At 37.2% G+C, this 20,390-nt stretch carries 14 protein-coding genes; 3 read left to right on the top strand and 11 right to left on the bottom strand.

Annotation, left to right across the window (positions count from 1 at the left end):
- Window positions 1–150: 150 nt before the first annotated feature.
- The 5 genes from ACMA47_RS03315 to ACMA47_RS03335 all read right to left on the bottom strand — a co-directional run bounded on the left by ACMA47_RS03315 (window position 151) and on the right by ACMA47_RS03335 (window position 6,330).
- Window positions 151–702, bottom strand: a complete 552-nt coding sequence (locus tag ACMA47_RS03315) for an NADPH-dependent FMN reductase (RefSeq protein WP_413928667.1) — start codon at window positions 700–702, stop codon at window positions 151–153.
- Window positions 703–739: 37 nt separating this feature from the next.
- Window positions 740–1,468, bottom strand: a complete 729-nt coding sequence (locus tag ACMA47_RS03320) for a pirin family protein (protein WP_114820525.1) — start codon at window positions 1,466–1,468, stop codon at window positions 740–742.
- Between the two features lie 1,056 nt (window positions 1,469–2,524).
- On the bottom strand, window positions 2,525–3,943 hold the full coding sequence (locus tag ACMA47_RS03325) for an MFS transporter (RefSeq protein WP_413928668.1): 1,419 nt from the start codon (window positions 3,941–3,943) through the stop codon (window positions 2,525–2,527).
- Window positions 3,943–4,461: a nuclear transport factor 2 family protein gene (locus tag ACMA47_RS03330; RefSeq protein WP_413928669.1), complete on the bottom strand. Its 519-nt coding sequence runs from the start codon at window positions 4,459–4,461 to the stop codon at window positions 3,943–3,945. The genes ACMA47_RS03325 and ACMA47_RS03330 overlap by 1 nt, the downstream gene beginning before the upstream one ends.
- A 9-nt stretch (window positions 4,462–4,470) precedes the next feature.
- On the bottom strand, window positions 4,471–6,330 hold the full coding sequence (locus ACMA47_RS03335) for a glycoside hydrolase family 13 protein (protein WP_413928670.1): 1,860 nt from the start codon (window positions 6,328–6,330) through the stop codon (window positions 4,471–4,473).
- Window positions 6,331–6,533: 203 nt separating this feature from the next.
- Here ACMA47_RS03335 and ACMA47_RS03340 point away from each other — a divergent pair, with 203 nt between their 5' ends.
- Window positions 6,534–7,523 carry a sterol desaturase family protein gene (locus ACMA47_RS03340; protein WP_413928973.1) on the top strand — a complete coding sequence of 330 codons (990 nt, stop codon included), beginning with the start codon at window positions 6,534–6,536 and terminating at the stop codon, window positions 7,521–7,523.
- 57 nt (window positions 7,524–7,580) lie between these two features.
- Here ACMA47_RS03340 and ACMA47_RS03345 read toward each other — a convergent pair whose 3' ends face one another.
- From ACMA47_RS03345 to ACMA47_RS03360, 4 genes are all read right to left on the bottom strand, one after another.
- Complete coding sequence (locus ACMA47_RS03345; RefSeq protein ID WP_413928671.1) at window positions 7,581–9,737, bottom strand: glycoside hydrolase family 97 protein; 2,157 nt, start codon at window positions 9,735–9,737, stop codon at window positions 7,581–7,583.
- A gap of 79 nt (window positions 9,738–9,816) precedes the next feature.
- The gene (locus ACMA47_RS03350; protein ID WP_413928672.1) at window positions 9,817–10,932 is read right to left on the bottom strand and encodes a SusE domain-containing protein; all 1,116 of its coding nucleotides are present in this window, start codon (window positions 10,930–10,932) and stop codon (window positions 9,817–9,819) included.
- An 18-nt stretch (window positions 10,933–10,950) separates the two neighbouring features.
- Entirely contained in the window at window positions 10,951–12,552 is a 1,602-nt protein-coding gene (locus ACMA47_RS03355; protein WP_413928673.1) for a RagB/SusD family nutrient uptake outer membrane protein, read from the bottom strand.
- A gap of 11 nt (window positions 12,553–12,563) precedes the next feature.
- The gene (locus ACMA47_RS03360) at window positions 12,564–15,317 is read right to left on the bottom strand and encodes a SusC/RagA family TonB-linked outer membrane protein (RefSeq protein ID WP_413928674.1); all 2,754 of its coding nucleotides are present in this window, start codon (window positions 15,315–15,317) and stop codon (window positions 12,564–12,566) included.
- 335 nt (window positions 15,318–15,652) lie between these two features.
- Between ACMA47_RS03360 and metG the strand changes: the two genes are divergently transcribed.
- Together metG and ACMA47_RS03370 are read left to right on the top strand one after the other, a co-directional pair.
- Window positions 15,653–17,689: a methionine--tRNA ligase gene (metG, locus tag ACMA47_RS03365; protein WP_413928675.1), complete on the top strand. Its 2,037-nt coding sequence runs from the start codon at window positions 15,653–15,655 to the stop codon at window positions 17,687–17,689.
- Between the two features lie 64 nt (window positions 17,690–17,753).
- Window positions 17,754–18,422, top strand: coding sequence for a hypothetical protein (locus tag ACMA47_RS03370; RefSeq protein ID WP_413928676.1), 669 nt, complete (start codon window positions 17,754–17,756; stop codon window positions 18,420–18,422).
- 178 nt (window positions 18,423–18,600) lie between these two features.
- Here the strand turns inward: ACMA47_RS03370 and ACMA47_RS03375 are convergent, their stop codons facing one another.
- Complete coding sequence (locus ACMA47_RS03375) at window positions 18,601–19,305, bottom strand: class I SAM-dependent methyltransferase (RefSeq protein WP_413928677.1); 705 nt, start codon at window positions 19,303–19,305, stop codon at window positions 18,601–18,603.
- Window positions 19,306–19,506: 201 nt separating this feature from the next.
- Complete coding sequence (locus tag ACMA47_RS03380) at window positions 19,507–20,319, bottom strand: siderophore-interacting protein (RefSeq protein WP_413928678.1); 813 nt, start codon at window positions 20,317–20,319, stop codon at window positions 19,507–19,509.
- Window positions 20,320–20,390: the final 71 nt, after the last annotated feature.

The raw sequence follows: 20,390 nt of genomic DNA on the forward strand, positions 1-20,390 counted from the left end.
CAATCTTTTCAGATTATCGGCCGTTATTTTATCTCAGAATTTCAGAGCCCACAACTTTCCCTTTATGAGAAAAACATTGTTTATAGGAGGTCTGAATTTTCATCTCTTTTCTTTTTGCAAAAATAGTAATTTTAAATGAATATTCAAATTCTATTTTTCAAGGATTGTTTCAATGGCTGCAATCTTCTTAATTTTTTCTTTTAACTCATTGTCTTTCTCTTCATTAGAAATTTTCTGAGCGGCTTTATCAAAGTTATCATTAAAGAAAGGAAGAGAAAAAGTCTCTACCACATTTCCTCCGTGGAAAGGGAAACGCTTTGATGCTGCTTCCAAAACACCTGCTCCACCTCTACCTCCGGGAGATGTAGACATCAATAGCATGGGTACTTCATTCCAAACGGTTCTGTCTTTGATTCTGGATACCCAGTCGAATACATTTTTGAATGCTGTAGAATAGGTTCCGTTGTGCTCTCCTAAAGAAACCAACAATAGGTTTGCGCCATCAATTTTTGCTGCAAAATCATGAGCTTCCTGAGGGACACCTCCTGCTAATTCTCTTTCATGTTTATAGATTGGCATTTCGAAAGGATTTAAATCTATCACTTCTACGTCTGCATTTTCAAATAATGTTGATGCATAAGCTACCAACTGTTTGTTCATTGAAGCTTCTGAGTTACTTCCTGCTATTGCTAAAATTTTCATATGTGAGGTTTATTTTTAAGATTACAAATTTAGTTTTTTATTTAAGATAAGAAGGCAGTTCCATTGGGACTTCCATTAATAATACTTCAGTGTCTTCTACGGCTTCGATATTAAAGCTCTGCGTATCCCAGATTCCCAATCCGTCTCTTTCATTCAGAACACGGTCTCCGATTTTTGCACTTCCTTTTAACACAAATGCATACACTCCGTTTCCTTTTTTGTTGAGCATGTAATTTTTGCCATTTCCTTTTTTAAAGTTCGCCAGATTGAACCATGCATCCTGATGAATCCAAACTCCGTCATCATTTTTATTGGGAGATAAGATCTGCTGGAATCCGTTGATCTTTTCTCCTTCTTTGATACTTTTCTGATCGTATCTCGGTTCAACATTCTGTTCTTTTGGGAACACCCAGATCTGAAGGAATTTCACCTCCTCATCTTTATTTTTATTGTATTCACTGTGCATAACACCGGTTCCGGCACTCATCACCTGGATTTCTCCTTTTCTGATCACCGCTGTGGTTCCCATTGAATCTTTATGCTCCAAATCACCTTCCAAAGGGATTGAAATAATTTCCATATCTCTGTGCGGGTGTGTTCCGAAGCCCATTCCCTGCGAAACGGTGTCATCGTTCAATACTCTTAAAACGCCAAAGTTTGTTCTCTCTCGGTTTTGATAGTTGGCAAAACTGAATGTATGGTAAGAATTTAACCATCCGTGATTAGCATGGCCTCTTGAATCTGCTTTATGATATACTGTTTTCATTTTCTGTGATTATTTATAGTACAAATGTACGGGATGTGGGTGTTTAAAAAGTTGATGTAGGTTAAGAAAGGAAGCTAGGGAAGTAAAAAGGGGTGAGAGAGCTCAGAAAGTGAGGATCATGTATGCGTTGGATTACGCAAAGACGCGATTTTTTTATTTTCAATATGTTTTTAAGTCGCAAGGATTTTATCTGCGATAAAATTTTATACTGAATATTTTTTCTTCCAATGATTAAATAAGTGCAAGCATCTGTGATATCTGTGAAAATCTGTGGGAGATTATTATAATCTTAAGATCAAAACAGATAAGTATGATATGGGTGTTTAAAAAGTTGATGTAGGTTAAGAAAGGAAATTGGGGAAGTAAAAAGGGTTGAGAGGGCTCAGAAAGTGAGGATTATGTATAGGTTGGATTATGCAAAGACGCGATTTTTTTATTTTCAATATGTTTTTAAGGCGCAAGGATTTTATCTGCGATAAAATTTTATACTGGATATTTTTCTTGCGATGATTAAATAAGTGCAAGCATCTGTGATATCTGTGAAAATCTGTGGGAGATTATTATAATCTGAAGATCAAAACAGATAAGTATGATGTGGGTGTTTAAAAAGTTAATGTAGGTTAGGTAAGGAAATTGGAGAAGTAAAAAGGGTTGAGAGAGCTCAGAAAGTGAAGATCATGTATGGGTTGGATTACGCAAAGACGCCATTTTTTTTGCATTTGATATGTTTTTAAGTCGCAAGGATTTTATCTGCGATAAAATTTTATATTGGAGATTTTTTCTTGCGATGATTAAATAAGTGCAAGCATCTGTGTTACCTGTGAAAATCTGTGGGAGATTATTATAATCTGAAGATCAAAAAAACCAATAAGTATACGAAGGATAGATTTTAAGTTTTAGCTAAAGCCAATTGATGAATGTTTAAAAGAAAAGCGGGCTTCCTTCGACACGCTCAGGATAATATCCCGCTCCTATTGAATTGTATGATGCTATTTTAAATTAATTTCAAAACAGATTACATTACTAATTTCTAACCTCTAACTTCTAGTTTCTAATTTAAAAATGCACCTGCTTGATTTCTTCTTCAATTTCCTTAGGAGTTTCATCTTCTGATTTTACAAAAATCATCGTTACTACAGCTCCAATGAGCATGCAAACACCTCCTACAACAACATAATCCATAGCCTGTTTTCCGAAAACACCGCTTACAACAGGACCTCCGAATAAACCATTGATGATCTGAGGAATCACAATAAAGAAATTGAATATTCCCATATAAACTCCCATTTTCCGTTGTGGAATCACCTCAATAAGCATAGCATAAGGCATTGCCAGAATACTTGCCCAAGCAAAACCTAATCCGATCATTGAAACCCATAGGTTGTTGACATCTTTAATAAAATACATGGAAACCAATCCCAAACCTCCACATAATAACGCTAAAGCATGCGTCTGTTTTTTACCAATCAGTTTAGCAATAGGTGTTAATAGAAATGCAAACGGAATCGCCCAAAGATTATACATTCCGAAGAGTTTTCCTGTAAGATCACCTGCATCATTAAATGCCTTGGAATGGGTATCTTCTGGTGAAAGTCCAAAATGATGGGTTGCCAATGCACTGGTTGTGAAAACCCACATCGTAAACAATGCAAACCATGAGAAAAACTGAACAATTCCCAGTTTTTTCATCTGTGCAGGAATTGCAGCAAAATCTTTGAAAATATCTGAAAACTTAGAGTTATGTTGTTCTCCTTCTTTTCCATCTTCAAAATCAGCAAATTCCTGTGGGGAATATTCTCTGGTTGTCATGATGGTGTATAGAATTGATATGATAAGTAATCCTGCACCGATATAAAAAGAGTAAATGACATTATCTGCTACAAATCCTGCTGGTGCTTCGTTGGAAATTCCCATTTTTGTTAACCAATCCGGCAGATATGAGCCTAATACAGCCCCAATTCCGATCAGAATCGTTTGTACAGAAAATCCTATCGTACCCTGATGTTTCGGGAGCATATCCCCTACCAAAGCTCTGAAAGGCTCCATTGCAATATTCACTGAAGCATCCATCATGGCCAGGAATATTACCGCTAGCAAAAGCGCATTGGCCGCAAACATTTGGGTAACGGAAGCAGCATTAGGAAGGAGAACCAATCCTAAAGCACATAAAACAGCTCCAATCAGGAAATAAGGTTTTCTTCTTCCCAATGGACTCCATGTATTGTCACCCATGTGGCCTATGATAGGCTGAACAATCAGACCTGTAATGGGAGCTACCAGCCAGAACCATGATAATTCATGAACATCTGCTCCTAAATTCCCCAGAATACGGCTTGCATTTCCATTCTGTAACCCGAATGCCATCTGAATTCCCAGGAATCCCATGCTCATATTGATAATCTGGAGCATTGATAAGTCTGGCTTTTTTCTTTTCCCGACTGCCCCAGTATCATATTTCCCCATCATTATTGCCATTATGACTTCAGTTTTTGAATTAATGCATCTTCAATCGGTGCTTTTTCAGTAACCACTTTATCTACCACCTCATTAGGAACTGTTACAGAAAGAACATATTGTCTTACCTTCCAGCTTCCATTGATTTTTTCTACAACACCGGAGCCTCTGCAAATTTTCATCTGGGTATCCAATAATTCATCAAACCATGCCAGTTTTCCATCTTTGCTGAAGTAAATATTTCTTTTAAGGGCTTTAAAATTCCAGGTTTTCTTTTTGTCGAAATAAGGTTTTGCCCATACCATAAATGCTTTTTTATCCCAGATTTCGGTAGCATCTGTTCCGATGAAGGTAGATTCATCCGCAAAGAGATTAAAATAGGCATTGTAATCTGCTTTTGCCGCAGTTGCATTGAAAGTATCAAGCATCGTACTGATTTCCGATTTTTCTTTTTCAAATCCGGTCTTCGATTGTGCGGTAAATAAAGAGAATCCCAGTAAAAAAAGGAGTAAGGTATAAGCAGTCGTTAGTTTTTTCATATTTAATTATTATTTTTCTAGTTCAATGATCAGTGGAGTTTTTGCAGGAATATTCATACTGTTTTGTAATGAAATTTCTTTGCCTGAAATAATTTCTTTTCCTTTTGTAAATCCGTTGAGTGATTCTGCAAATCTTTTCAAGTCTAACGGCTGATCTTTTTCATTATTGTTGATCACTACCATTACACTTTCTTTTTCATTATATCGGAAATATACAAAAACACCATCCTGAGGAACGAAATTTTTAGTTTTTCCATTATGAATCACCTCTTTGCCTTTTCTCCAGTTCAGTAGTTTTTGGGTAAACTGGAAAAAATCTTTCTGCTCCGGAGTCTGAGTAGATGGATTGAAAGCATTTTGTTGATCAGATTTCCATCCTCCCGGAAAATCTCTGCGGATATCGGCATCGCCTCCTGCTTTTTTATCGCCTCTCATTCCTATTTCAGATCCGTAATAAATTTGTGGAATTCCTCTTACTGTTGAGATCAGAGTGAGGGCCATTTTATAGGCATCAGGATTTCCATTAAAAATTTCGTTCCATCTTTCGGTATCATGATTTTCAAAGAAAACAAGGGTATTATTGATATCCGGATAAAGAAAATCGCTGGTAAAAGAGTCGTAAATACGGATCATTCCTTTATCCCAGCCTTCTTTTTCTTTGAGTGCTTTAGGCATATTTTCAAACAGCATAAAATCCATCACAGAAGGTAAATTTGAATTATATCCTTCTATTTCTCCGATCTTCGAATCTTTCTGCCATGCTGCAATTTGTGCTGCTGTATAAAGCCAGGTTTCTCCTACGATATTGAATTTCGGATATTCATCGGTAATCGCCTTTGCCCATTTTGCCATGGCGTCTTTATCATTGTAAGGATAAGTATCTACACGAAATCCTCCCAGTTCTGCATATTCTATCCACCAGATGGCATTTTGAATTAAATATTTAAGGACCAATGGATTTTTCTGGTTGATATCAGGCATCGTTGTATCAAACCATCCATCCAGAGCATATTTTTTATCAATATCGGAAGCATTGGTATCAAATTGCGTTGTGGTTTTGTAATTGGAACGTTTAAATCCCTTTTCTCCTTCATCAAACCAATGTATCCAGTCTTTGGAAGGAAGGTCTTTAATCATCCAGTGTGAGCCGCCCCAGTGATTGGTCACATAATCCATTACCAACATCATCTTTCGTTTATTCAGCTCCTGAGATAACGTTTTATACTCTTCATTGGTACCGTAGCGGGCATCAATTTTATACAGATCGGTCTGAGCATAACCGTGGTAGGAATACACTTTTTCGTTGTCTTCATTGACAGGAGTCAACCATACTGCTGTAGCTCCCAGATTCTGAATATAATCAAGGTTATTGATAATCCCACGGAGATCACCTCCATGTCTGCCGTTTGGAAGACTACGATCTGCTTTTTCAGTAAGTTCCGGCCTTGAATCATTCTTCTCATCACCGTTGGCAAAACGGTCTGGCATGATCAGATACATGAGATCTTTTGAAGTAAAAGATTCACGGTTGGCAGATCCCGGATTTCTTTGTTTCAGTTCATAGGTGTATGAACCCATATTTTTTTTGCCTTTTTTAAGATTGATGGCAAACTTCGGAACGTTTATCTCGTTGGTATTGACTGTAATAAAAACATAATTCGGATTGTCTACTTTCCGGATGTCTTTGATCTGTATTCCATCTGAAAGCGTAATCTCGTTATTAGCCACTTCTTTTCCGTACACAAGAATCTGAAGTTCAGGATTTTTCATTCCCTTCCACCAGAAAGCAGGTTCTACTCTTTCCAGGTTTTTCTGGGAAAAAGCGAAGGAAGCTATCGAAAGGGCGAATGCTGCATATATTGTCTTCATATTAGTGTTCAATTTAGCATTAAATTTTCAAATACACGTTCAAAAATGTTACGGAAAACCTCTTTTTTTTATCTTCATTTCTATAAAATTATCAGATTAAATATCTTCATTTTAAATTTTATAAAGAATAATTAAATTTTTCACAAAAAATTCATGCATAAAATTAATTTCCCATGCTTTTTATGTTTAGTTTTATAGAAAAAATGTTGGATTTCAGCAATATATTCAAAACTGAAGGACCGGATGTTGTTTACACATGGACAATTCCTGTTTTTGCTGCTATAATTTTCCTGGAAATGGCCTACAGTCATTTTAATAAAGAGAAAATATATGAGACAAAAGACGTAGCAACAAACGTCCTTTTCGCCTTGCTTAATTATGGATTAGACATCATCATGAAGGGTTTTTCCTTATTCGTTATGATGTTTTTTTACCAACACCGTCTTTTCGACTGGCAGGAAGGAATCTGGTACTGGATTGCCGTATTCCTGGCTCAGGACTTTGCTTATTATGTCCATCATTATGTAGATCATCATTCACGTGTTTTCTGGGCGGTACATATTACCCATCACAATTCTGACTATTTCAATATCAGTACAGGATTCAGAAGTCCTGTATTTCAGCCGTTGTACAGGTATTTATTTTTCTCTCCATTAGCTTTCATGGGCTTTCATCCATGGCACATTCTGGTAGCCTACTCTTCTATACAGATTTACGGCACGTTTGTACACACCCAATCGATTAAAAGTATGGGATTTTTAGAATATATCCTGGTGACTCCTTCTCATCACAGGGTGCATCATGCCTGCAACATCAAATATCTGGACCGCAATATGGGAATGGGATTGATTATCTGGGATAAAATTTTCGGAACTTTTGAAAAAGAAGATCCTGAAGTTCCTGTGAAATACGGAGTTTATCCTAAAATAAAATCCAAAGACCCTGCAACGATGCTTTTCTATGAATGGAGAAGAATAGGGAAAGATATCAGACAGCCGGGAATTTCTTTTAAAGACCGCATTAAATATCTTTTTTATTCACCGGGATGGAGACATGACGGCACTGGAAAAACCGTCAAACAGTATCAGAAAGAATATAAAGAGAAAGTAAAAACTCCTGTTCAAGTAGAGGAACAACTATTAGAATCTGAAAATCAATATTCCCAACTGATTCAACAGGCAGAGGATAAATAAAAATACCCCGGCTATCGAAAATTCGATAAACCGGGGCACCTTAGTGTCTCTTTACAATTATTTTACTGGTTTAATTGAAATTGCGAAACCGCCACTTCTTACCATTTTAAAATTAATTTTTGACTTACCTGTAATCTCTTTTTTGTAGATGTTATAGCTTTGAGGATTATCGATATAGTCAGCATCTTTTCCATCTTCATAGATGGTTGCTTCATATTTCTTTCCTTTGTCTAAGAAAGAGAAGTCTACGGTATATTCACGCTTGTTTTCATCGGTAATACCTCCTACAAACCAATTTTCAGTACCTTTTGCTTTTCTTGCTGTAACTACATAATCACCTGGCTCAGCAGCTAAGATTTTCGTATCATCCCAATCTGCAGCTACATCTTTAATAAACTGGAATGCATCCATATGCTTTTTGTAGTTCTCAGGAAGATCCGCAGCCATCTGAAGCGGCATATACATCGTTACATAAAGTGCTAACTGTTTTACCAGAGTAGTTTTTACAAAACGGTTGTCTCCAGGGAAATAATAATCAAGTTTTGTCTGGAAAATTCCCGGTGTATAGTCCATAGAACCTCCCATCCATCTTGTAAACGGAAGAACCGTCTGATGATCTGGCTTATTTCCTCCGAACGCTTCATATTCTGTTCCACGTGCTGCTTCTGCAGAGATGTAGTTCGGATACGTACGGCTTTCTCCTGTAGGACGTACGGATTCGTGAGAATTAACCATGATTTTATAGTCGTTTGCTTTTTCAGCAATTCTATAATAATGGTTGATTGTCCATTGAGAATAATGATGTTCTCCTCTAGGAATGATATCGCCTACATATCCTGTTTTTACAGCGTCATATCCATACTTATTCATCGTTTGGAAAGCTTTATCTGCCCATCTTTCATAGTTCGTGGCAGAACCTGAGGTTTCGTGGTGCATAATCAGCTTGATTCCTTTTGAATGTGCATATTCATTCAACATTTTAATGTCAAAATCCGGATAAGGAGTGATGAAATCGAAAACAAATTCTTTAGAATGTCCGAACCAGTCTTCCCAACCGATATTCCATCCTTCGATCAACAATCCCTGGAAACCGTTTTCTGCAGCAAAGTCAATATATTCTTTAACTTTTGTATTGTTGGCAGCATGTTTTCCGTTTGGAGTCAGTTTCGCAAAATCAGTTTTACCTAAATGAACATTTTCTGCAGTAGAATATGCCCATTGTGATTTTCCGATGATCATTTCCCACCAAACTCCCATGTATTTTGTAGGGTGAATGTAAGAAGTATCGGTATATTTTGTAGGCTCGTTAAGATTGAAAATCATTTTAGAATCCATCACCTGCTCCGCTTTCGGCGCTACAATAATGGTTCTCCAAGGCGTTACTGACGGAGTCTGAATATATCCTTTTGCTCCCTGTCTATCGGCAGTTAAATGCGTTTTGAATTTAAAATTCTGTGCATCTACCTCAAGGTGCGAAGCCGGATAATCTAATACAGCAGCTTCTGCAACGTTGATATATAAAGGCTCTTTTCCTTCTTTTTTAAGCATCAATGGAGACTGCACTGCATTTTTCACCAATGACTGTGAAGCGTTTGCATCGTATGCCTTATCCCATTTTGAAGGGATTTCAGACACTTTAGTTTCCTGATACTGATATTCCTGAGAGTCATAATCTGCTACCATCCACCATGCCTTCATATCGGTAGGGAAATCGATTTCAGAATCTTCTTCTCTGATAACGAAATAATTAAGGTTTTTCTGTTGTGGAAATTCATATCTGAAACCAAGACCATCATTAAATAGTCTGAATTTCACGACAATACTTCTGTCTGTAGAAGCCTGGTTCAGGGTAACTGCCAGTTCATTGTAGTGGTTGATATAATTTTTCTTTTCTCCTAAAACCGGCTGCCAGGTTTCATTTTTGGAGTCTCTTTTTTCATCTGTCTTCGCAAAACCGTTGTTCAGATCGTATTTTGCATCTTCTGGTTTGGCAATCTCAGAAGCGAATTTTATGGCTGTGTCTTTAAATAATCTCAATCCCAATTTAGAATCTTCCACCACTACTGCACCATTGTATTTCAGATTGTAGTAAGGTACTCCTTCTTTCAACTGGAAATTCATTTCAAACTTCCCGTCCGGAGATTTTAAAGATTGGGCTTTCACACCTGTAAACATCATTGAGAGCAAAAGTGCTCCAACTGTAATTTTCTTCATAATGACTATTTATTAACTTAAAAAATAAAGTGCCGCAGTAAAGCAGCACTTTGCTTTATTTTAGTTTGTTTAGTTTAATTTACAATTTAGTAATGGTTAGCTTGTAATATGCTGAATTGTGTAAATCCAGTTCAATTTTATAATTACCTGCCTGTGATACTTTATATCCTGGGTCTCCTGTAACAGTTCCTTCTAAACTTAAATAGGATTGAACACCTGTTCCTGAAACCAAAGTCTGATCTGCATCTTTTGGCTGGAACTTTATGGCCCAGTCATCATTGGCTCTGAATTTAAATACTCCTGTATTGGATAATGCAATAGAATTAATTACATAAGTTTTGGTTGCAGGATTGTATACAAAGTCAGTATCTGATCCCCATCCCGTAGGCGTTGCATCACCAATAACTCCGAAGTTTGCTAATACTGCAGAATAGGTATTTGCTGCCCAGTCAACTTTCATGTAATAAGTTCCTGCAGCAGCGGGTACTATATCTGAACCATCAACTTTTAGTTTTCCGGTATTGGTTCCATCATCTCCTTTATTTCCCGGCCAATCCTGATTGATTGCAAATTTATATTTACCATTATCACCTGAAGCATCTTTGATAAAGATAAATCCTCTGTATTTATCATTTTTCTCAGGAGAGAACAGATTCGGTGAATTAGATGGAGTCCAGTTTGCATAACCTGCTGCTCCTGCGTATGCTCCAGGAACATTGATCTTCGGATACACTAAATCCGGATTCGGAGTATAAGGAGTTACTTTAAGTGCAATTACATTGGAATAAAAAGCTGCTGAGCCTACTGAAGTTTTCAGTCTAACTTCAATATCGTTTACAACATCCGGAACTGCTCCAATAGCAAACATGGCGGCATTCATAGCGGCATGTGTTGCAGAACCTGAAGTCATATCATTAGAAAAGTCAATGGTAGCACTTTTTTTGAAACCATCCCCTTTCATTCCGAATTCTACTTTCTGATTGGGAACTACAGCAATATTAAATATTGGTTTTGTCCATGTAAAGCTGATTACGGCATCATTTGCATTAAGTTCATTAAGAACTATTGCACTTTTATCAGCAGATATTTTACCGGCAGATATTTCATTAATAACCGCCTGATCTTCATCTTTTTCACAGGAAAAAACGATAAGACCTGTAAAAACCAGGGCTAATATTTTGAATAAATTTTTCATTTTAAACAGGATTTAAAATTAATACCCAGGATTCTGAATCAGATTAGGATTCGCTACAATATCTTTAGCAGGAATCGGGAAAAGATTTCTGTAATTTTCGACTGCTTTACCATCTTTTACATTTCCTTTCCATGGCCATAGATAATCTCCTGTCGTAAATTTATTGAAACGGATAAGGTCACTTCTTCTGGTCATTTCCCAAGATAGCTCCCTTCCTCTTTCATCTAAGATAAAGTTAAGATTGATAGAAGATACATCTCCACTTGTATTTCCATAAGCACGTTGTCTCAGCTGATTAATATAACCGATTGCTGTAGCCTGATTTCCACCAGTTCCTCCTCTCAATACTGCTTCTGCATACATCAGATAAATATCTGCCAAACGGTACAATGGGATATCAGCTTCAACCCAGTTGGTATGAGCTCCGACAGATCCATTGCTTTTCACATTTTTAAATTTGATAAAAGCATAACCATCCGTAAATGAACCCAAATCATTAATTTCTAAATTCTGCCCTGCAGTAAAGAATCTTCCTCTTTTATCACTTCCATTAGTAGGGAATAAGCCTACAAATGCTTTTGTAGTTCTTAAACCACTCCATCCGCCATTCACTCCAAAGTCAGCAGCTTTCATATCACCACCTATGGCAGCATGAACAAGGAAAGTAGTTCCTCCATTGGTCTGTGTATTAATTCCGTCAAAGTTTACACTTAAAATCTGCTCCGGGTTATTGATATTGTTATCCGCCAGGAATAAATCATCATATTTTGGTTTTAAAGAATAACCAGCTGCAATTACTTTGTTACAGTATGTGATACAGTCAGTATTTCTCTGAGTTCCCGTATAAACTTCAGCATTCAAGTATAATTTTGCCAATAATGACCAAACAGCCGCTTTATCTGCTCTTCCATATTCATTGGTTTTAGGGTCTTTTAATTCTCCTGCGATTGCAAGCAATTCAGACTCTATATAATTGAACAATGCTTTTCTTTCTATTCTTTGGGGTGGATTAATAGATCCAGGCAAATAGGATTCATCTACAAAAGGAACATTCCCGAACATATCGATCGCATGGTAATACGACTGTGCTCTCAGGAAGCGAGCTTCTGCTCTCATCAATTTCGCCTGAGTAAGATTGTCCCCTGTAATATTATTGGAAGCTAATTTTTCATCCGTTACATTTCTAAGAAATTCATTACAAAAAGCAATTTCTGTGTATACTCTGTAGTACATCGCAGCGATGAACTCGTTGGAAGCATCCCAAGTCATTTTGTGAAGCGTATGAAGATTACCATCGTTCCATCCAATAACAGCCTCATCAGTGGTTACTACATTCAGATTATACATCAATCTGGTATATTGGGAGAATCCACCGTTGATACCATTAATATCACTATCCGGCTGATCACCGTCTCCACTTACCTGACCTCCCATGGCAAGTCCTCCGTAAAGTTTAGCCAGAACATTTTTATAGTTGGCAAAATCCTTATAAATACTAGCTGAAGTAACATCTGTGATAGGTTCTCTTTCAAGATCTTTCACACAAGAAGCTGCTGTCAATAAAAATACTGCTGAAAGAGGCAATACTATATTTTTAAGTTTAATTCTATTTAGTTTCATTGAATTCTTATTTAAAATTGGAAGTTAAAACCTAAAGAATAAATCTTAGGCATTTGGTAGTAACCGTTGTCTATTCCCCCAAAAACTTCAGGATCTACTCCAGAGTATTTAGTGATCACAAAAACATTCTGCGCCATCGCATATACTTTCAGATTGCTTCCTTTGGTGAAGATTTCTCCGAAATTGTATCCGACATTGATATTATCCAGTCTCAGGAATGAAGCATTCTCAACATAAATATCAGATTTGTATTGAGGAACTGCAAACTTATACTGAGGAGCTGTGGAGAATACGTTCTGAAGGTATTCGTTGGTAGATGCTGACTGCAGTGAACTATTTGAAGCTGCATTATTATATACATAGTTTCCTAATACAGCTCTTGCACTTAATGCAAAATCCCAGTTCTTATGAGATACTTTGGTAGAGAAACCTAAAATTGCATCAGGTGTAGTAGATTTGTAATAATACATATCTTTTGTATTGATTACTCCATCTCCGTTTCTGTCTACAAAAGCTCCGTCAACAGGTTTTCCGTTGTTATCATATACCTGCTGATATACCCAGAATGAATTAGGTGCATACCCTACTGCATGAGCCTGAATTCTGTTTCCTGAACCTCCTTCAATACCTCCTACTTCCATGTTAAATGATTCGTCAGCTCTGTCCTTAAGCTTCGTGATAACAGGTTTATAATGAGTAGCATTAAAGCTTACTTCCCAGTTAGTATTTTGGTTTTTAACAGGAATTACAGTAATACTTCCTTCAATCCCTTCATTTTTCATATCACCCACGTTCTGCCAGCTGGCATTACTTAAGCCTCCAGCAGGTTCGTCAGCATATACAAGAAGATCTTTTGTATCTTTTCTGAATACATCTATTGATCCGGTAATTCTGTTTTTATTAAAACCAAAGTCTAATCCTAAGTTTTTAGTGGTTGTCGTTTCCCAGGTAAGATTTGGGTTATAGTTAGCAGGTCTGAACATAAAATAGAATTCATTTCCAAACTGATATCCCGCTCCCTGATAACTTGGATTGTAGGCTGCAAAAGCCGGGTAATTATTAGGTTTGTTACCGTTAAGTGCCGGCAATTCCTGCTGACCTGTTTTACCCCATCCTGCTCTTAGTTTTAAGGTACTGATGGAAGATATATTTTTGATAAAACTTTCTTCATTAAGCTTCCAAGCTAGGGAAACTCCCGGGAAAACTCCCCATACATTATCTCTTGTACCATTAAAGAATCTTGAAGAACCATCTTTACGAACTGATCCTGAAATAACATATTTATTAGCTATGGTAAAAATAGCTCTTCCATAGAATGAGATCAATGTATTTTGAGTTTTGAAGTCTAAATCTTGTGAGTTAATTCCTGTTCCTCTATAAGTGATAGCTCCTGGAAGGTAAATATTGAAATCCTGATAAGAATATCCTGCAGTAATATCCACACCAGTATTAATAGCACTGATGTTTTTTACATAATTAAAATAGGTTTCCAAAAGCTTGTTTTTCTTTTCCATAGAATAGAAATTCGAGCTTCCTTTATCTTCGAAACCTGGTCTCAGACGAGCATCTTTAAACTTATGTCCGTCACTTTTTGTATAATCATATCCTGCATTTACATTGAAATGAAGGTCCGGAAGAAAGTGAAACTTATAATCTAACTGAATATTTCCCAATCCTCTTAATACAGAAGAAACATCTCTTACCCCATTGATCATCCCAAGAGGGTTTGAATTGGCATTTACATTATAACCTGTTGCAGATCCTGAATCCAGCCATTCATAGTAGCCTCCGTAATTAGAGTTTCCTGAATATACCGGTTGAGTAGGATCAAAATAAGTAGCTGCCTTGATCACTCCACCATCCACAAATCTGTTATCAGTAAATGTTCCCTTTGCATTTACATTCACTGATAAATGATTATCAAAGAATTTAGGGTTTAAGTTCAAACCTACAGAAGTTCTGCGGAAAGAATTTGATTTTACAATACCGTTCTGCTCATTATACCCTAATGATAAACGGTATGGCAGACCTTTAATACCTCCTGAAAGGGCAACGTTATTATCTGTACCCCATGCTGCCTGATAAATTTGATCCTGCCAATCGGTATCAGCATTTCCAAGTTTGGTTTTATAACCAGCAGGTGCATACGTATTAACAAAATCTCTAAACTCCTGAGCATTTAATACATCTACCTTTCCCATTTTAGTAGAAACCGAAGTAACTGTTGAGAAATTAACTTTAAACTTTCCTGCTGTTCCTTTCTTGGTTGTAATGAGAATAACCCCATTGGAAGCTCTGTTACCATAGATCGCAGTAGCGGAAGCATCCTTAAGGATATCAAACGTTTCAATATCGTTCGGGTTAATTAATGATAAAGGATCAGAAACACCATTCATTCCAACGAAATCCTGAGGAACTCCATCAATGACGATCAATGGAGAGTTTTCTCCACTTAAAGAAGAAGTACCCCTGATCCTGATTTTCGTTCCGGAACCCGGAGCTCCACTGTTATTGGTAATCTGAACTCCTGGTGTTTTACCCTGAATCAGCTGCCCCGCAGAAGTAGCTCCTCCGTTGAAGTCTTTAGCCGTAACAGAAGTTATAGAACCGGTAAGATCAGATTTTTTCTGTTTTCCATATCCGATTAGTACAACTTCGTCAATCTTCTTCTCCTGAGGAAGAGAATCTTTTTTCTGCGCATGTATTACTGTACTGGCCAGTAAAAAAGCGGGCGCGATTTTTAATACTGTTGCAAAATTCTTCACAATCTTATTTTTTTATAGTTTCGTTTTTCAGTCATATTTTGGCCTGAAGCCAGACTCGCAATTTAAAAAAAAAATAGAATTATTATAAATTTAATATAATTTTAGTTAAAATTATGTATATTACGAAACCGATTTTAGTTAGTTTTTTAAAATACAATAATTTACAACGTCTTATGCATTGCATAATATTTGTTTTAAATTAAGAAAATGTTAAACAACCGTTTAACTTAATTTCATATTCAGCCTTTCAAAATTGCATTCTTGATCATAATAATGCCACTAATAGCGGTATTCGACAGATATTCCTTATCTTTGCAGTCAAAACTTTACTATAAATGTCAAACAGAAAGATGATTACGGCAGCTTTGCCTTATGCAAACGGGCCGGTTCATATAGGACATTTGGCAGGTGTTTATATTCCTGCGGATGTTTACGCAAGATTTCAGAGAAGATTAGGAAAAGATGTAGCGTTTATCTGTGGTTCAGATGAGCATGGAATTCCTATTACCATAAGAGCTAAAAAAGAAGGGGTAACTCCTCAGGATATCGTGGACAAATATCACGAGATCATTAAAAAATCTTTTTCTGATCTTGGAATTTCATTTGATGAATACTCCAGAACAACGTCTAAAAACCATTATGAAACCAGTCAGGTTTTCTTTAAGGTTTTATACGAAAAAGGAAAATTCACTGAAGAAATTTCTGAGCAGTATTTTGATGAGCAGGCAGGAGAATTCCTTGCTGACCGTTATATTGTAGGAACTTGTCCTAATTGTGGTAACGAAAATGCTTACGGAGACCAGTGTGAGAAATGTGGTTCTACCCTTTCTCCTTCTGAGCTGATCAATCCGAAATCAATGCTTAGCGGAAATGTTCCTATTCTTAAAGAAACTAAAAACTGGTATCTTCCATTAAATGAATATGAGGACTTTTTAAATGAATGGATCATTGAAGGTCATAAAGATGACTGGAAACCTAACGTATATGGACAGGTTAAATCATGGTTGAATGACGGTCTTAAGCCGCGTGCAATGACCAGAGACCTTAACTGGGGAGTTCCGGTTCCTCTTCCGAATGCTGAAGGAAAAGTATTATACGTATGGTTTGATGCTCCTATCGGGTATATTTCTTTCACCAAAGAATGGGCAGAGAAAAACGGAAAAGACTGGAAAGACTACTGGCAGAGCGAAGACAGTGATCTGGTACATTTTATCGGAAAGGATAATATTGTATTCCACTGTATTATTTTCCCTTCGATGATGAAAGCGCACGGAGATTACATCATGCCGGCTAATGTTCCTGCTTTTGAATTCCTGAACCTTGAGAACGATAAGATCTCAACGTCAAGAAACTGGGCAGTTTGGGCTCATGAATATGTGGAAGATTTCCCTGGACAACAGGATGTTTTAAGATATGCTCTTCTTTCATCTGCTCCGGAAACAAAGGATAATAACTTTACATGGAAAGATTTCCAGACTAAGAATAATTCTGAATTGGTAGGGATCTTCGGAAACTTCATCAACAGAGTTGCTGTTCTTATTCACAAATATTATGACGGTGTTGTTCCACAAGGCGATGTAAACAGCCCTGAACTACAGGAAATAAGTAAATCTGCAAAAGAAATCTCAGGATTCCTTGAAAATTATGAGTTTAGAAATTCATTAACTGCATTAATGAATCTTGCCCGTTTTGGAAACCAGTACCTTCAGACAGAAGAGCCTTGGAAAACCATCAAGGACAATCCTGAAAAAGCAGCTCAATCTTTATTCGTTGGGGCGCAAATAGCTGTTGCTTTAGCTCAGTTATGCGAACCTTTCATGCCTTTCAGTTCTGACAAATTATTGAACATGTTCAATGTTGAAAAGAAAGACTGGAGCTCTATTGAAAACCAATCAGTGCTAATTGAAACAGGGCACAAAATCAACGAATCATCTCTTCTTTTCTCAAAAATTGAAGACGATGTGATTGAAGCTCAAATCCAAAAGCTGGAAAACACAAAACAAAACAATAAAAAAACAAACCCTAACGCAAACCCTATGAAAGAAGAGATCACCTTTGATGACTTTACTAAAATAGACCTTAGAACAGCTACCATTTTAGAAGCTGAAAAAGTAGAAAAAGCAGACAAATTATTAAAGCTTACTGTAGATACAGGAGTAGATGTAAGAACTGTTGTTTCCGGTATTGCAGAAAGTTTCACTCCTGAAGAATTAATCGGGAAGCAGGTGATGATCCTTCTGAACCTTGCTCCAAGAAAAATCAGAGGAATAGAATCTCAGGGAATGTTATTATTAACAACAAAACCAGACGGAAAATTATCTTTCGTAACTCCGGATGACAGCAATGTTGAAAACGGTATTGAGATCGGATAATTAAAATCCTTATAAAGATAACAGGCTGTTTCACGAGAAGCAGCCTTTCTTTTATAGACAGCTTATGGTCAATAAAAATGTTTTAAGAAAACTTTCCAATCAGGAATTAGAGGGATATTTAAAAGAAGGCAACCGCTTTGTTCCGGAAGCCGTTCAGGCAGCTTTTGAAATTCTGGAAGAAAGAGGACGGGTTTTCAATGAGCAGGAAAAAACAGCTGTTCAGCAATTGATTCAGCATAAAAAAGAAGAAGAGCAGGCAAAACGTGCAGAAGAAGTAGAGGTCTGGAAAGATCATATCACAGAAGATCCTGAGGCTATTAAACTGTATTCGAGAATGACTATTTTGGTCAGCAGTATTTTTTTTACTCCTATTCCGGGGTCTATTTTGCTGTTCCTTAATTTTATCAAACTTAAAAAGTACCTCGTAAGCTTTTCAGCACTGGCATTTGGTTTTCTTTTTTGTATGTTTCAGAAATACGTTCTGCTTTCCCATTTTGATTTCGATACATCTTCCAGGTACAGTCCAGAAATTGGGGTCATTGCCATAGGAGCTTTGGGTTTACTTGTCATCAGCGTTTTAGGAACTCCCAAAAAACTTCCTTACCGTGCAGCATCTTATATTCTTCCTGTGATTTTATGTATCGGAACGGCTGTTCTGATCTATTTTTATTATCAGGAATGGTTTTCTTATTATCCTTTTTTAAGAGCCATACAAATATTCAGACAATCATAAGGAGCTGATTCCCGCTATCCACTTTTACTCCTCGCGCCTGGCCAAAGAGCCACCGCATGCTGTGGGGTAACCGTTTCTATCGGGGCTAGAATAGTACAAAAAAAGTCATCCCGGTTTACAGGATGACTATATATGAATGAGATTGCTTCGCTTTCAGCTCGCAATGACTTGTTGTCAATTATTTCTTAGTCAGTTTTGCTAAGTAAGAATCTTCATCTTTCAATACTCTTTCTATTTTGAAACCATTATTTGTGGCAGCATTTTTCAAAGTATTGAAGTCAAGATACAGCCAGGTAATCGGTTCTTCAGATTCTCCTTTATAATGAACTACATACTCCAGTTCTCCGTAATATCCACCAGCAGGAATATACACTCCGCCATCTTTATCACGGTCGAACATATAAAGAATATCTGTACTGTCAATCAAAACCTGTCCGCCATCATTCAGTAAAGTATGTAGTTTCTGAAGATAAGTATCAATTTTAGCAAGGCTTTCAAAAACTCCGGTACCATTCATCAGCAATAAAAGGGTATCAAAAGTTTCTCCGGAGAAATCAAGCATATTCTCACAAACCGCTTTTTTAATGCCTCTCAACTTGCAAACCTCAATTGATTTTGGTGAAATATCCAATGCGGTCACCTCAAGATTTCTTTCATTTTGAAGATATAAAGAATGAGAACCTGCTCCCGCTCCGATATCCAGAACTTTTCCGTTGGATAACTGCAGTGCTTTCTGCTCAATATCATTCATTTCTTCAAAATCTCTGAATAAATAATCCACCGGAAGTTCATCCAGCTCAGAAATTGACGTTTCAGTCTGCAGATCTTCAGGATTGTCATTGTTATAGTAATCCCAGATCGCTCTGCCCATTAAATCTTTCATGGTGCAAAGATAGTAGTTCAATGTTCAAAGTTCAAAGTTTTTGGTTGAATGTTACGGGTTTGCGAGGTGCGGGTTTCGGGTTTCGAGATACGGGGTGCGGGGTGTGAGTTTCGGGGTAAGAGGTGTGGTGTACTTACAACTTTAAACCTTGAACTTTAAATTCTCAAACCCTCCCACTCTCAAACCCAAAATCCCAGCCACCTACTCCATCGAATCCTTCTCCTTATGTCTGTCCACCTGAGATTCATTTTCTGCTACACCTGCTTTCCAGTAAGAATAAGCATATAGTTCCTGGGAAGTCCAGTTTTTTTCTTTTCTCAGATAAGTACGGATTTCTTTCACGCTTGAGAATTCACAGGCTACATAACCAAACTTTGTTGATTCTGGAATCTCAATACTTTTTACAGCATTTGAAATTTCACTGCTGATCTGAGGCTGTGGATTGTGTAACCATTTAAAATCAATTTGAGCTTTCGTTTCGAGCAGTTGTTCGTCTTCCTTTCCATGAACTTCAATCATACAAACACCTTTTGCTGTTTCAGGAAGCGTTTCCAAAATAGCACTGATCACCGGAATTGCTGTAGCATCTCCCACCAACAGATACCAATCAGCTACCGGATACAATTCTTTTCCTTCCAGACGCATCATCACTCCAAGCTTTGAACCTACTTCAGCTTCCCTTACCCATCTGGAGGCTGGTCCGCCGTCACCATGATCTACAAAATCGATGATCAGTTCATTTTTCTCCAGATCAATTCCTCTGTGGGTATAGGTTCTGATGGATGGAGCCACTTCTTTAGGCGGATACACCCACTGATGATTTTCATCCAGTGTGGGAAAATGAATCTCATTCAGTCCAGCCGGAGGAACTGCGATCTTATTATTATCTCCCACCATGGTATTTTGGAACAAATGAACTTCCGGTGAGTACAAATACACTCTGATAAAATGGTCAGTAATGTATTCTTTTCGGGTTACTTCGGCAACAATCTGCCCTGTTGAAATTTTAGCCATAACTGATTTGTTTAAAGTTAAAATCCGGTTTCCGATTGATTCAGAAACCGGATTTGAAATACAATATGTTT

The organism is Chryseobacterium sp. T20 (genome assembly GCF_047345655.1).
Taxonomy (GTDB): Bacteria; Bacteroidota; Bacteroidia; order Flavobacteriales; family Weeksellaceae; genus Chryseobacterium.

Bases quoted from the DNA above. Each gene is read 5' to 3' on its own strand.
- ACMA47_RS03350 (WP_413928672.1), bottom strand. From the start codon at position 10,932: ATGAAAAATTTATTCAAAATATTAGCCCTGGTTTTTACAGGTCTTATC.
- ACMA47_RS03380 (WP_413928678.1), bottom strand. From the start codon at position 20,319: ATGGCTAAAATTTCAACAGGGCAGATTGTTGCCGAAGTAACCCGAAAA.
- ACMA47_RS03345 (WP_413928671.1), bottom strand. From the start codon at position 9,737: ATGAAGAAAATTACAGTTGGAGCACTTTTGCTCTCAATGATGTTTACA.
- ACMA47_RS03335 (WP_413928670.1), bottom strand. From the start codon at position 6,330: ATGAAGACAATATATGCAGCATTCGCCCTTTCGATAGCTTCCTTCGCT.
- ACMA47_RS03370 (WP_413928676.1), top strand. From the start codon at position 17,754: ATGGTCAATAAAAATGTTTTAAGAAAACTTTCCAATCAGGAATTAGAG.
- ACMA47_RS03340 (WP_413928973.1), top strand. From the start codon at position 6,534: ATGTTGGATTTCAGCAATATATTCAAAACTGAAGGACCGGATGTTGTT.
- ACMA47_RS03375 (WP_413928677.1), bottom strand. From the start codon at position 19,305: ATGAAAGATTTAATGGGCAGAGCGATCTGGGATTACTATAACAATGAC.
- ACMA47_RS03355 (WP_413928673.1), bottom strand. From the start codon at position 12,552: ATGAAACTAAATAGAATTAAACTTAAAAATATAGTATTGCCTCTTTCA.
- ACMA47_RS03320 (WP_114820525.1), bottom strand. From the start codon at position 1,468: ATGAAAACAGTATATCATAAAGCAGATTCAAGAGGCCATGCTAATCAC.
- ACMA47_RS03325 (WP_413928668.1), bottom strand. From the start codon at position 3,943: ATGGCAATAATGATGGGGAAATATGATACTGGGGCAGTCGGGAAAAGA.
- metG (WP_413928675.1), top strand. From the start codon at position 15,653: ATGTCAAACAGAAAGATGATTACGGCAGCTTTGCCTTATGCAAACGGG.
- ACMA47_RS03330 (WP_413928669.1), bottom strand. From the start codon at position 4,461: ATGAAAAAACTAACGACTGCTTATACCTTACTCCTTTTTTTACTGGGA.
- ACMA47_RS03315 (WP_413928667.1), bottom strand. From the start codon at position 702: ATGAAAATTTTAGCAATAGCAGGAAGTAACTCAGAAGCTTCAATGAAC.